Below are 13,579 nucleotides of genomic sequence, written 5' to 3' on the forward strand. Positions count from 1 at the left end.
ATTCATCTCGGATTCTAACCCCCGGCTAGGGTTCAAAGGGTTCAACGTCAGCGGGGGCGCACCGCAGACAAAACCAGGGTTAGGTCAGGAATGGAATCGGAAGATGCAACATTGACGAAAAAAGTTGAGCTCCGGCCACTGGTCGGCTTAACTCGTGGACTACACCCGGCTGACCTCGAGAAACTGACCATAGACGCAATCCGTGCGCATCGACGACTGGTCGAAAAGGCCGACGAACTTTTCCAGGCCCTGCCGGAAAGCTATAAGTCGGGAAAGGAAGTCGGAGGCCCACAGCATCTGTGTTACATCGAGGCCAGTATCGAGATGCACGCGCAGATGAGCGCTGTCAGCACGCTGATCAGCATTCTTGGCTATATCCCGAACGCCACCGTGAACTGAACCGGTTTCCGTTTGTCTCATGGCTAATTTTTATAGCGGGCTATGATGTCATACCCTGAACTATTGCGGCAGCTCAGACCCGCTATCTTCATCGGAGGAAAGGCGGCCTGACACGAGCTCCTCCGTTCGGTCTCTTTGATAACGACTGCGGTGGAACCCTACGCAGCGAAGACCTGGGCAGCGCGGGTCGACTGTTTGGCGACTGGCGCGACGGATGGCTGATGAACCTGGCCAGCAAACGCTTGCGTTCGGCCGCTATCATCGAACCTGAAATGCTCCAGCAGCTCGAATAGCGCGGCGGCCTCGCGAGCAAGGCTGTGGCTGGCCGCCGTCTGCTCCTCGACCATCGCGGCGTTTTGTTGCGTTCCCTGATCGACGCTGTTAACGGCCTTGTTGATCTCACCGAGAGCGTTCGACTGCTCGCGTGCCGCTTCGACAATCGCGACGACATTCGTGTTGATGTCGTGGACCTGGGTTGCGATTTCCTGCAGCGCGGAACCGGCTTTCGTGACAAGCGATACCCCGCTCTGGACCTGGCTGCCCGACGAGGTGATCAGCGTCTTGATTTCCTTGGCGGCCTTGGCCGATCGCTGCGCGAGCTCGCGGACTTCCTGCGCGACGACCGCGAATCCCTTGCCCGCTTCGCCGGCACGGGCCGCTTCGACACCGGCATTCAGCGCCAGGAGGTTGGTCTGGAACGCGATCTCATCGATGACACCGATGATGTTGGAGATCTCGCGAGAGGACGTTTCGATCTGATCCATGGCGCCGATCGCGTCGCGCACCACCTCCCCGGAATGCTCTGCATGTTCGCGGGTGCGTGCAACGAGTTGGCCAGCCTCCTCCGCCCGACGACTGGAATCCTTGACCGTTGTGGTGATTTCCTCGAGCGCAGCGGCGGTCTCCTCGACCGAGGCGGCTTGTTGCTCGGTGCGTTTTGCCAGCTCGTCGGCGGCGGTCCGAATCTCGCTGGATCCCGCGGAGATCGCCCTGGCGTTGTCGGCGACAGTCGCCATCGCGCGCTTCAGCTTGTCGGAGGCGGCGTTGAAATCGGTGCGCAAACGTTCGAGCGAGGGGATGAACGGTTTTTCGATTTGCTGCGCCAGGTCACCGTCCGCCAGCCTGTTCAGGCAGCCCGCGAGCTGTTCGACGTTTTCGACCCGGGTGGTCACGTCGGTCGCGAATTTCACGACCTTGAAAACTCTGCCGTTCATATCGAAGATCGGATTATAGGATGCCTGGATAAAGACCTTGCGACCACCCTTGCCGAGCCGCATGAACTCGTCCGCCATCAAATCCCCGCCTGCAAGCATCTTCCAGAAATTCCGATAGTCGGGCGACGCGGTATAGGATGGTTCGCAGAACATCGAATGGTGTTTGCCCTGGATCTCGCTCAGAGAATATCCGAGGGCGGACAGGAAATTCTCGTTGGCGGTCAGGACGTCGCCGGTCGGCGTGAACTCGATAATCGCCTGCGCCCGCGACAAAGCCTCGATCTTGCCGGCATCTTCTGCAACTTTCAGCTTCTGGGCGGTGATGTCGGTGGCGATCTTGACAACCTTGACCGGCTTGCCACGGCGCATGACAGGGTTATAGGACGCCTCGATCCAGACTTCCTTGCCGCCCTTGCCGATGCGCTTATATTGCTGCTGGTCGAAGTTGCCGGCGGCGAGTTTCGCCCAAAACGCCTTATAATCCGCCGATTTTACAAAGTCCGGTTCAACGAACATGCTGTGATGTTTGCCGATAATTTCGGATAGCTCATAGCCGAGCGCCCGGCAGAAATTGTCGTTGGCGGTGAGTATCCTTCCGGTCAGATCGAATTCGATCATGGCTTGAGATTTAGAGAGGGCGGCAAGTACCGCGCATGCATTGGCACCACGATTGAGAATATTCACTAGGCGACCTCCCAAGGATACTTACCGGACCGAAGGTCGCGGCAGAGCGCGAATAGTTGCATACGATGTTTAATCTTCATTTAAACATGGAACTGGCATCCATCAATTATGCCCGCTTAAAGCGCTCGAAGAGAAGGAGGAGATTGTATCAACAATCATGTGCCGCTCGATAAGCGCTTCCATGTTGCGATTGAGCAAAGACAGCAGCAGGTGTTTTGTGACGGCCCGGGTCTCGATTTTTTCGAGATAGAGCGGACGCCACGTGAGGTCGAGATCCTGGCTTAGGTCTTCGTGCAACTTGACTATCTCCTGCCGGGCCGCTTCCAGGCTATCGAAAAACTGAACGGTGGTGTGCCCGTGCAGCCAGTGCGCCTGATCATCGGCAGTCGCCTGAGAATAGATGTAGAACGTATAGGAAGTTACTGACATCATTCCTCTCCCCTGGTTTGTCTGTCACGTTTTCAGATCAGCTTTCTTCTGATTGCGAGGGCGGTGAGATGGGCCTTGCTGCGAACGTCGAAGCGCTTCATGGCCTCGCGGAGCTTGACACGGACGCTGTTGTACTTGACGCCCTCCACGTCTGCGACTTCCTCCATTGTCATGCCGACGGCGATCCATCTGAGATAGGTCGCCTCTTTCGGATCGAGCCAGGCGGCATCTTCCACTGTCGGAGTGGTCTGAAGGAAAGAGATGCGGGCATGGAGCTGCCCGACGGCGCCCGCGGCTGCGACCGCGTCGATCTCACGGTCGAGGTCGATCGCCGGCCTTTCCGACGCCAGCGTGAACATCGACATTGATCCGTTGGCGGTCTTGATCGGAATGGTGATGCCGGAGCGGATGCCGAAATCGGCCGCATGCGCGTAGAAGGCACGCTCTTCCTTCGATAGCCGCGATCGTTCCTGTTCGCCGGACCAGGCAAAGACTTGCTTCCTGGATTTCGCGCGCTTGACGACCGGATCGAGCTTGTCGAAGTTGTTCTCGAAATAAGCCGATCGCCAGTCACGATGATAATTGGTGACCGCGATGGTGTGTTTGTGCTGGATATGGAGATAGGCGTAGCCGGTGAAGCCGAAATGTTCGGCAAGGTCGGCAAGGCCATCTTTCAGGATGCACTCGTCGCCCTGAATTGCGGCAAGATCGGTCAACTTGTCCAGCCAGTGCTGCATTCCATACCCCCATATGCTGGTGTGCGATGCCTACTCTAACGTTTGCTCCCAGCAGCCGACCGCCGGGCTGAATCTGCTTTCATCCTCTTTTACCCAGACAACTCAGGCTGAGCCGAAGCATTTTTCCACGAGGCATACATGCTCCAACGCTTCACGAATATCCGTACTATCCCCCTGTACATGCTATCGAGCCGGGGAAGCGGCACTTGCGTGCAGTTCACTCGACGATCTGCATCTCGCTCTGACCAGATGCGGCAATGCTCGCCTTGCGGTCGGCAAATGAGATCTTCAATTCAGCAAAAGCATCGCCGTGTTGCCATGAAAGCACCAACGCTCCGGCATCAGCAATGGTGGCCTTGAGCGCTCCACCGAAGGCGGGATGGGTGTTCCTGAAACGGATCAGATTTGAAAGGCGATGGAAGAGCGGGGTCTCAAGGGCCGTACCGATTTCGTCGTTGCCGTAATAGTGCCGGTTAATGTCACGCCCCACGCCCGTTTTGGCGAGCAGGTCCATATCGTTTACGCCGCCCAATAAACCGACATAATAGACTTGCGGAATTCCTGGAGCAAAAAACTGAATTGCCCGAGCGATGAGATAATCATTATCGTTGCGACCAAGCGCGTCATAGTAGGTGCAGTTTACCTGATAAAGGTCCAGATTCGATGCAGCGGCCCCCGTCGCCTGGCGGCTCTGGCCATCCGATCGCCTATGGATCTCTTCCACAAGATTGTCGATCGCCTGGGGTTCGAGGAGGCCCGCCCGGCCGTCGCTACGGGCGCCGACATCTATAACGCCGATCCCGTCATGGGTGTCGAGAACGGTGATCGCGTTACGGGGGCTTATTGCCAGCCACTTTGCCAGCGGCGTGGCGTCTCCCGTAAACAATGCATGCAAGATGAGCGGTGGTAGTGCGAAATCGTAGACCCGGTCGACCTTCTTCGCGATCTCGATTTGGTCACGATGATAACTATGAATCTCGACCAGAACCTCCATGCCGCGGTTGCGGGCCTTTCCAGCCACTTCTTCGAGGAATGCGTAGGTATCGTCGATCATGAAGCAACTGCTGCCCGCTTTCTTGATCGCGTATCCCGCGGCGTCGAGGCGGATCGCCGTCACATTCGCCTCCGAAAAGCGATCGAGGATCGTTTCGAGATAGGTTGTGCCTTTGGCGCTGTGGACATCGATGTCGATCTGCTCCGGTGTGAAGGTTGTCCAGAGCATCCGCTGAGTACCATCAGCCAGGGTCACCTTCGAAAACGGTAAACCGGGGCGCGGTCGATAGATCCTCAGAAGGTCTTCTTCGGTGGCGCCATCGGGAAATACCTTTTCGAACGTCATGAACATGTCGGCAAATTCGGACGCCGAACCCTTGGCAATGAAGTCCGTGAATGCGCCGGATTGCGATGAGACATGGTTGACGATAAGATCGGCCATGATTTCCACGGATCCCGACAAAGCCCGCACATCCTCCCAGTCGCCGAGGCGCGGATCGACGATCGTGTGATCTGTTGGATCGAATCCGGCATCAGCGCCATCGATCGGATTGAAGAAAGGCAAGACATGGACGCCGCCGAACAGGCCAGCGAACTTGCCATCGACCAGTTCCTTCAATTGCCTGAAACCACCTCTGGTCAGGCGGTCAACATAGGTGATAAACTGCACTTTGTTTTGCATTTCAATTTCCAGTATGTGTCGTCTTACGAGGACGAGTTGATTTTCTTTCACTCAGTCTGCAGAGCCGCCCGCGATGAGACGGCTCTCGCCCAGTAATCCTTGCTCGTCCATGATCGGGTGAGCAACCGAGACGATATGCGCGTTGATCCGCTTGAGATCACGCAAGATGTCGAGGTGAAGCGAGCTGGTTTGAAGGCTGTCGGTGCGCCCGTCGCGCAGACGTTCCAGGTGGCGCTCGGAAGACTGTTTTTCCATGTGCCGGACTTCGACTTTCCGCTCCATGAGCTGACGCGCGAGATTGATGTCCCGGGTGATAAGGATTGTTTGTGCGATCCGGAGATTATCGACGGTGAGCTGGAAGAGTTGTGTTAGTTCGGAGAAGACGTCATCAGAGAATTTCAAACCGTGGGCGATCTTCTTCGTGACCTCGGGCAGCAGACCTTTCTCGACAATATCCCCGATATGTTCGAGGTTGATGGCGTAGTCGATGATGACGATCGAGCGTCGGCCTTCGTCTTCCGACAGTCCAGTACGGCCGAGTTTCGATAAGTAAACCTTGACCTCCTGCTGTAACCGGTCGACCTGGCGCTCAAGCTGCGCAATTTCCTTCAATCTCGCGGCGTTGTTCTGCTGGAACGCGTCCGACACTCTCAAGAGCATTCTTTCGATCAGGTCTCCAACGCCAAGCACTTCGCGTGCAGCACTCGTCAGTGCTACGACTGGTGTTGATAGCTCATCCGGATCGAGGAATTTCGGTGTGTTGTCAGCCTGTTCGGACGCGGGGATGAGGACCCCCATCCACCGTGCAAGAAGGCGGGAAAACGGCATGGCCAGGAGAGCCAGGCAGATATTTAACGCGAGATGCGCGTCCACGGGAAGTTTGGACGCTGGGACCGGCAACATCGAAAGCCAGCTGGCCAAAATATCGGCCACTGGCAGGATCAGCAGGCAGCCGATTGCCCGGACAATCAGATTGCCTAGTGTGACCCGCTTGGCCGCCGCCGATGCTGATAACGACGCGATCACCGGAGGTATTGCGCCACCGAAATTGGCTCCAAGAACCAGCGCTACGACAAGCCCGCCAGAGAGGATTCCGGTGGAGGTCAACGACAAAATCAGAACGACCGCAGCCAAGCTTGAAGATGAAGCGAATGCGATGGCCGCGGAAAAGATCATCGCGACCGGCCAGGCGTTTTCAAGCAGGCCGATAAACGCTGCGAGCGCCGGCGAATGGCGAAGCGGCTCGGTCGCGTTGCTGAGTAGGTGTAGTGACAGCAGCATCAGCGCGATACCGAGCAACGCTGTTCCGGCGCCCTGCCTGGAGGTCGAACCGCCTCGATAGAGAATGATGCCGACGAAGAGTAGGGCAGGGGACACCCATTCGATGCCCGTTGCGACGATCCAGGCGGTGACCGCCGTTCCGACATTGGCGCCGAGGAGGACGACCTGCGCCATGCGAGGCTTGATAAGCTCTCGTTCCACAAACGAGGAGACCATCAGCGCCGTCGCTGTAGAACTCTGAAGCGCGACTGTGGCGACGAACCCTGATAGAAACGACCGGGCGCTGCTTTTCGTGCCGGAGGCGAGGCCCGTTCGCAATCTGGCCCCAAGCGCACGGGAGGCTCCGTCCTTCACCTGGGCCAGGCCGAACAGCAGCAACGCGACGGCGCCGCAGAGATTTATGAGAACGATTGTCGATTCCAAGTCGCGCCTCTCGCTAATTCTGTTGGAAGTAAGCCTTGATCAGCCAAGCGGCTGCTCGCAACAGAGATCGGCCAGACGGGTGCCGTCTTGATTTGTCTCGAGAGGGAAGCGGTTCTCGTCGCAGACCTTGTCCAGCTTGCGGTTGATGAGGGTGCCGGTGGGCGAGCAGGGAGGAGAGCTGCCCACCGGCATCTTGCCCGCGCCGTATCGCAGGCAAGATGAATTCCAACTGGTTTCGTATTGTTGTCGTGCGGAGTAGCGCTGATCCGCGCCGGTTTTGTTGACGGCAGTTCGACATGAATGAGTCATCACTCCTCCTAGAAGCTTACGATCTTGGTGCGGTGCGAAAGTGAGCGATTTCGATCACATTAACAAAGGCTTCTGCTTACCTACCCGAAGCTTCTTGATCCCCAACAATGCGTAATCACTTGTAATGTATTGGTGCGTTGCAACAAAACTGTCACCAAACTTTCATTTGACGAAGAACGATTACGCTCATAGTGTGAGCGATATAGACCATTTCTTGTTGGAAGGGAAGCATTGGTGTTCAACTCAACTCAGGACCGCCAGGCGAAAATCGTTGAGCTTTTGCGCGATGAGCAGTTTTTGGCTATCGGCAGATTGACGGAGCACTTCCAGATTTCGGTGGCCACCGCGAGGCGCGACTTGAGCGAACTCCACGAGGCCGGACTCTTGCGTCGAACTCACGGCGGTGCGGTCAGCGTCACGCAGGTTACACAGGACAAGCCGAACGCTGCCCGCGCCGTCTGGAATCGGGCGGAGAAGGCGGCCATAGCCGGAGTCGTTGCCGGTATGATCGTCGAGGGTGACACGGTTCTTCTGGACGCCGGTACAACTGCGCTGGAAGTTGCCAAGAAGCTCGCTGACCGCAGAAACCTCACCTTCATCTCGAATGGTCTCGACATTGTCGAGGAATTGACGAGAGGGGAGGGCAAAAGCATTTATTCGGTCGGGGGCGAGTATACCGAAACGAACCGCTCCTTCCGCGGCCCTTTGGCGGAGCAATTTATCCGCCAGTTCAATGTCGACAAACTCATTCTCAACGCGGCGTCGATCGATGTTGATCGCGGATTGATCTGTACGTCGTCGCCCGTGAACGCGAGTGTCGCTCGCGCCATGATCGAAGTTTCGAGCCGCGTGATCGTCGTCGCGGATCATTCGAAATTCACAAAATCGAGCCTCTCGGTGACGGCCAGGATCGAGGATGTCGGTGTGATCGTCACCGACTCTGGAACCCGAACCATCATTGAGACAATACCGGAAAAGCTGCGGAAGAAGTTCGTTGTTGCGAACTAGGTTCGACGGCCGCGCGCGAATTAAAGCCTCATTCAACAGAGCTGGGAGGAAAACCACATGCTTAAGACCAATCGCAGGAATTTTATGATGGGCACCGCGGCGATAGCGGTCGCTTCAACTGCCGGTGCGAAGTTCACCTTCGCGCAAGAACGCCGGGCGCTTCGCCTGGGTGTGAACGGATTGCCGAACTCGCTGGAGCCGGTCAATGCAATCAGCAATGTCGGCCCGCGTATCGTCAACCAGATATTCGACACGCTGATAGGGCGCGATTTTTTCGCGAAGGGAGCTCCCGGCAATGCCATCGACCTCGTTCCGGCACTTGCCGAGAGCTGGGAGCGCATCGATGAGAAATCGGTTCGCTTCAAGCTGCGGCAGAAGGTCATGTTCCACGATGGTGTTGAACTGACCGCGGACGATGTCGCATACACCTTTTCTTCCGAACGCCTTTGGGGTCCCGAAGCGATCAAGAAAATCCCGCTTGGGAAATCCTATTCGCTCGATTTCGATGAGCCCGTGGTCGAGGACAAATACACAGTCACACTTCGCACAAAGACCCCGAGCTATCTCATCGAGACCTTCGTCGCATCCTGGATGAGCCGCATTGTTCCCAAAGAATACTACAAGAAACTGGGAGCAGTAGATTTCGGTAACAAGCCCGTTGGAACAGGCCCGTACAAGTTCGTGGAATTTGTTGCCGGCGACCGTGTGGTGCTGGAAGCCAACGACGCCTACTGGGGTCCAAAGCCGACTGCATCGAAGATCACCTACCAGATCGTCGCAGAGCCAGCCACACGCGTCGCGGGTCTGATCAGCGGTGAATACGATATCATCACTACCCTGACGCCGGACGACATTCAGCTGATAAATAGCTATCCGGACCTCGAAACGCGCGGGACGCTCATCGAAAACTTCCACATGTTCACCTTCAATATGAACCAAGAAGTTTTCAAGGATAAGAAGCTTCGGCGCGCTCTTGCTCTGGCTGTCAACCGGCCAATCATGGTTGAAGCGCTCTGGAAGAAACAAGCATCTATCCCGGCCGGCTTCAATTTCCCGAACTATGGGGAAACCTTCGATCCAAAGCGTAAGGCCATGGAATATAATGTCGAGGAGGCCAAGCGTCTCGTCAAGGAGAGCGGCTACGATGGAACGCCGATCACCTATCACACGATGGGCAACTATTATGCCAACGCCATGCCTGCGTTGATGATGATGATCGAAATGTGGAAGCAGATCGGTGTGAACGTGGTCATGAAAACCTACGCACCGGGTAGCTTCCCCCCGGACAACCAGACCTGGATCAGAAACTGGTCCAACGGCCAATGGATGACCGATGCCTACGCCACGATCGTCCCCGAATTCGGGCCGAATGGTCAGGTTCAAAAGCGTTGGGGTTGGAAGGCGCCGGCCGAGTTCAACGAATTATGTCAGAAGGTCACGGTTCTGCCGAATGGCAAGGAGCGCTTCGACGCCTACAATCGCATGCGGGACATTTTCGAAGAGGAGGCGCCAGCCGTCATTCTCTATCAGCCGTATGACGTTTATGCCGCGCGCAAGGATGTCCACTGGAAGCCCGTGAGCTTCGAGATGATGGAATTCCGCAACAATCTCAGCTTCGGCTGAACTCGTTAATCGAGAAGGCGGCGCGCGCGAGGTGTGCGCGTCGCCCTGGAGGAGCCTAAGTTGTCAAATCTACTAACAGTTCGCGACCTGGTCGTTCAGGTGCCGGCGCGCGATATCACAATCATCAACGGTGTCAGTTTTTCACTGGATGCAGGGCAGACGCTTGGACTCGTCGGGGAGTCGGGCTGCGGAAAGAGCATGACATGTTACGCAATAGCCAAGGCATTGCCGCGAGGGATTTCGCAGACGGGCGGAACTATTGAGCTGGACAGTGGACCAAAGGCTGATGGCAAGCCGGCTATTGCCATGATCTATCAGGACCCGACCAGCAGCCTCAATCCGGTTCATTCGATCGGTTATTATCTCGAGAGCAGCCTTTATCGCCATCAGGGTCTGGAGGGCAACGATGCACGGCTCGAGGCCATGCGTCTTCTCGAACGTGTCGGTATCGACCGCGCCAAAAGTCGGCTGCGATCCTATCCTCATGAGTTCTCGGGCGGTATGAACCAGCGCGTCATGATTGCCCACGCGCTCGCTGCGAAGCCTAAGCTGATGATCGCCGACGAGCCCACGACAGCGCTCGATGTCACGACGCAGGCGCAGATCCTTCATCTTCTGGAGGAACTCAGATCTGAAACAGGCATGGCGCTTTTGATCGTGTCGCACGATCTTGGCGTGATCGCCCGCCTCGCGGATCGTGCGGCGGTCATGTATTGCGGAAAGATCGTCGAAACGGCGCCGGTTGCGGAATTGTTGGAGCGTGCAGCGCATCCTTACGCTCGCGCCCTGATCGGCTGCATGCCAACGATCGATGCGGACGACCTGGAGCCGCCAGTACCAATCCCGGGTTCTGTTCCTCTTCTCGATAACCTGCCTGCCGGATGTTATTATCACCCACGCTGTCCCCGCGCGAGCGAACAATGTTCCGTGAGCTTTCCCGGGCCTGTCAACGTCGGCGCGTTCCACGACGCGGCCTGTTACCATCCGGTGAGCCCATGAGTGCGCCTCTTCTTCAGGCCCGCGGGGTCACCAAGGTCTTTCGCCTGAAATCCGGGCTTTTCGTAAAGCCATCGGTACATGTGGCGGTTAATTCAATTGATCTCGAACTTGCGCCGCGTGAGCGGGTAGGTGTCGTCGGTGAATCTGGGAGCGGGAAATCGACACTCGGTAGACTTCTGCTCGGCTTGACCTCCACCACCGAGGGAGAGGTCTTGTTCGAAGGACTCGCGCACACAGATCGTAGCGCGCGAGACTGGTCGACGTTCCGAAAGGAGACCTCCCTGGTACAGCAAAACCCGCTGTCCGCCCTTAATCCACAAATGACGATCGGCGAGCAAATCGCTGAAGCCGTCTGGGTTCACCGGGTTGCCAACCGCGCGGGCGCGCGTGATCGGGCGGCAACCATGCTGGACCGGGTCGGCCTCTCGAGCGCGATGATGAACCGCTATCCACATCAGATGTCGGGAGGGCAGCGACAAAGAGTTGTTATTGCCCGAGCTTTGATCCTCGACCCCAAATTGGTCGTATTCGATGAGGCGGTATCTGCGCTCGACGTCTCTGTGCAAGCCCAGGTCGTTGCGTTGCTTCGGCAGCTCTGGCAGGAGCTTGATCTGGCGTATGTGTTCATCACCCACGACCTGCGCATCGTTCGCCATCTCGTTGATCGTATTGTCGTGATGTATCTTGGCCGCGTCGTCGAAACCGGCGATATCAAATCTGTCTATGCGTGGCCACGCCATCCCTATACCCGCGCATTGCTTGCCTCCGTCCCCACTATGGACCCGACGGTCCGCAATATTGAACCACCGATCAAGGGGGAACTCGACGCTGGCAAGGTAATGACTGGCTGTGCCTTCCGGTCACGCTGTCCTTTTGCAATCGAAAGATGTGCGAAAGAAACGCCGCTGCTTCGGCCTGCGGGTGGGCAACTGGCAGCGTGCCATAGAGCGGAAGAGTTTCCGAGATCTATAGTCGCGCAGACTGATCCGGCGCAGATGATGGAGGTGGCGCGATGATTAGTTTCATCCTTGCACGCCTCGTTCGAGCGATCATTGTCATGATGCTGACCGTGACGTTTGTCTTCATCATTCTCAGGTTGGGTGGAGATCCAGCTCGGGCCATGTTGGGCGAGAACGCGACGCCAGAGGCGCTGGCAGCATTCCGAACAGCATGGGGCCTGGACAGATCCATTCCTGAACAGTTCCTGATCTATCTCGCCAGCGCGCTCAGAGGCGACTTCGGGGTATCGGCAGCCGACGGTCGTGAGGTATTCACCGTCATCGCCGAACGTATACCCAAGACATTGACGCTGACGATTTCAGCATTCGTGCTAAGCATACTCGTCGGTATCCCCGCGGGAATCATCGCAGCAGTCCGCCGCGACAGTGCCGCCGACAAATCCGTCATGGCAGGCGCTGTTCTCGGCTATAGCGTACCAAATTTCTTGCTCGGACTGACGCTCATCTTCGTGTTTGCCGTCTGGTTTCGTGTGCTGCCGAGCTCGGGAAGTTCCACCTGGCAGCATGCGATCCTGCCCGTTGCGACATTCGGTCTTGTCAATGCGGCTGCGATTGCGCGCTTTGCACGTTCCGCGCTGATCGAAGTTCTGGAACAGCCCTATATCGCAGCGGCTCGCGCCGATGGTATTCCCAAGTGGGAAGTGGTTATCCGCCACGCGCTCCCGAACGCGGCGATCCCGATGGTGACCATGCTGGGTTTCGTTGCAGCTGGCTTGCTGGGGGGGTCGGCTATCGTAGAGACCGTATTCGCCTGGCCCGGGCTTGGTAGCGGTTTTGTTCGAGCAATCACGCTCAGCGATCTCAATGTCGTTCAGGCAATGATCCTTCTCTTCACGGCGTTCATGGTCACGATCAACTTGATCGTCGATGTTCTCTATGCGGTGCTGAACCCGAAAATCAGGCTTCAAAAAAATGGCTAGTACGACACTCTCATTACCAAAGCGGCAATTCCTGAAATCTGCCCGCCGCATTCCGATCAGTATCTGGCTATGCCTGATCTGGATTGCGGTTGTCGTCTTCGTGGGCATGACGGCGCAATGGTTGGCACCGTTCGACTATCTGCAGCAGTCACCTCTGGCGCGATTTGCGCCGACGGGTGCGCCGGGACATTTGCTGGGAACTGATTATCTCGGTCGTGACGTGCTCAGCAACATTCTGGTCGCTACCCAGACGTCTTTGATGATCGCTCTTGTCGGTTCTCTCATCTGCGCGTTCATCGGTACGACCCTCGGATTTCTTGCGGCACATTTCGGTGGCTGGGTCGACAATCTCATTATGGGCTTCGCAGACGCGAAGGCTTCCGTGCCCTTTATAATCTTCGCGCTTGGTGTCCTGGCGTTTCTCGGGTCAAGCCCGCTGATACTTCTTATGCTCGTTGGTGTCGCATCATTCGAGCGTTATGCGCGGCTGACGCGTGGCCTCGTCTTGAGTGCGAACCAGGAGGGATATGCGGAGGCGGCGCGCATCGTCGGCGTACCATCGCTTCGGATCTATGTGCGCCACGTCCTTCCAAACATTGCTGGACCGCTCATCGTTCAAATCACCCTGAATTTCCCGGATATCATCCTGCTCGAAAGCGGATTGAGCTTCCTTGGGCTTGGGATCCAACCGCCGGAAACGAGCCTTGGGCTGATGGTCGCAGACGGCAGAAACTATATCGCGATTGCCTGGTGGCTCATCGCGTTGCCCGGCGTTGTTATTGTTCTCACCACCCTGTCCATCAGCCTGCTCGGCGACTACTTGCGCGATCGCTTCGACGCGCGCCTGCGATAAACGAAA

Annotated in this window: 13 protein-coding genes; 7 read left to right on the plus strand and 6 right to left on the minus strand. The window is 56.9% G+C overall.

Annotation, left to right across the window (positions count from 1 at the left end):
- Positions 1–90: 90 nt before the first annotated feature.
- On the plus strand, positions 91–399 hold the full coding sequence (locus G6L97_RS27475) for a transcriptional repressor TraM (protein WP_003523843.1): 309 nt from the start codon (positions 91–93) through the stop codon (positions 397–399).
- A gap of 158 nt (positions 400–557) precedes the next feature.
- Here the strand turns inward: G6L97_RS27475 and G6L97_RS27480 are convergent, their stop codons facing one another.
- From G6L97_RS27480 to G6L97_RS27505, 6 genes are all read right to left on the minus strand, one after another.
- Positions 558–2,297 carry a methyl-accepting chemotaxis protein gene (locus G6L97_RS27480; RefSeq protein WP_174004650.1) on the minus strand — a complete coding sequence of 580 codons (1,740 nt, stop codon included), beginning with the start codon at positions 2,295–2,297 and terminating at the stop codon, positions 558–560.
- A gap of 102 nt (positions 2,298–2,399) precedes the next feature.
- Positions 2,400–2,729: a hypothetical protein gene (locus tag G6L97_RS27485; RefSeq protein WP_010891528.1), complete on the minus strand. Its 330-nt coding sequence runs from the start codon at positions 2,727–2,729 to the stop codon at positions 2,400–2,402.
- A 29-nt stretch (positions 2,730–2,758) separates the two neighbouring features.
- Positions 2,759–3,463 carry an autoinducer-binding transcriptional regulator TraR gene (traR, locus tag G6L97_RS27490; protein WP_010891527.1) on the minus strand — a complete coding sequence of 235 codons (705 nt, stop codon included), beginning with the start codon at positions 3,461–3,463 and terminating at the stop codon, positions 2,759–2,761.
- Between the two features lie 217 nt (positions 3,464–3,680).
- Positions 3,681–5,138 carry a sucrose phosphorylase gene (gene gtfA, locus G6L97_RS27495; RefSeq protein ID WP_065698651.1) on the minus strand — a complete coding sequence of 486 codons (1,458 nt, stop codon included), beginning with the start codon at positions 5,136–5,138 and terminating at the stop codon, positions 3,681–3,683.
- A gap of 51 nt (positions 5,139–5,189) precedes the next feature.
- Positions 5,190–6,842: a Na/Pi cotransporter family protein gene (locus G6L97_RS27500; protein WP_174004653.1), complete on the minus strand. Its 1,653-nt coding sequence runs from the start codon at positions 6,840–6,842 to the stop codon at positions 5,190–5,192.
- A gap of 39 nt (positions 6,843–6,881) precedes the next feature.
- Positions 6,882–7,151: a hypothetical protein gene (locus G6L97_RS27505; RefSeq protein WP_174004655.1), complete on the minus strand. Its 270-nt coding sequence runs from the start codon at positions 7,149–7,151 to the stop codon at positions 6,882–6,884.
- A 231-nt stretch (positions 7,152–7,382) separates the two neighbouring features.
- Between G6L97_RS27505 and G6L97_RS27510 the strand changes: the two genes are divergently transcribed.
- From G6L97_RS27510 to G6L97_RS27535, 6 genes are read left to right on the plus strand one after another with little or no spacing between them, the layout of a single operon-like run.
- The gene (locus G6L97_RS27510) at positions 7,383–8,159 is read left to right on the plus strand and encodes a DeoR/GlpR family DNA-binding transcription regulator (RefSeq protein ID WP_010974787.1); all 777 of its coding nucleotides are present in this window, start codon (positions 7,383–7,385) and stop codon (positions 8,157–8,159) included.
- 57 nt (positions 8,160–8,216) lie between these two features.
- The gene (locus tag G6L97_RS27515) at positions 8,217–9,782 is read left to right on the plus strand and encodes an ABC transporter substrate-binding protein (RefSeq protein WP_174004657.1); all 1,566 of its coding nucleotides are present in this window, start codon (positions 8,217–8,219) and stop codon (positions 9,780–9,782) included.
- A 60-nt stretch (positions 9,783–9,842) separates the two neighbouring features.
- Positions 9,843–10,781 (plus strand): ABC transporter ATP-binding protein, encoded by a 939-nt coding sequence (locus G6L97_RS27520; protein WP_065698653.1) that lies wholly within the window; start codon positions 9,843–9,845, stop codon positions 10,779–10,781.
- On the plus strand, positions 10,778–11,797 hold the full coding sequence (locus G6L97_RS27525) for an oligopeptide/dipeptide ABC transporter ATP-binding protein (protein WP_010974903.1): 1,020 nt from the start codon (positions 10,778–10,780) through the stop codon (positions 11,795–11,797). Before G6L97_RS27520 ends, G6L97_RS27525 begins: the two co-directional genes overlap by 4 nt.
- Complete coding sequence (locus G6L97_RS27530) at positions 11,794–12,720, plus strand: ABC transporter permease (RefSeq protein WP_003523857.1); 927 nt, start codon at positions 11,794–11,796, stop codon at positions 12,718–12,720. The genes G6L97_RS27525 and G6L97_RS27530 overlap by 4 nt, the downstream gene beginning before the upstream one ends.
- Positions 12,713–13,573 (plus strand): ABC transporter permease, encoded by an 861-nt coding sequence (locus G6L97_RS27535; protein ID WP_174004659.1) that lies wholly within the window; start codon positions 12,713–12,715, stop codon positions 13,571–13,573. Before G6L97_RS27530 ends, G6L97_RS27535 begins: the two co-directional genes overlap by 8 nt.
- Positions 13,574–13,579: the final 6 nt, after the last annotated feature.

The organism is Agrobacterium tumefaciens (assembly GCF_013318015.2).
In the GTDB taxonomy this organism is placed as follows: Bacteria; Pseudomonadota; Alphaproteobacteria; order Rhizobiales; family Rhizobiaceae; genus Agrobacterium; species Agrobacterium tumefaciens.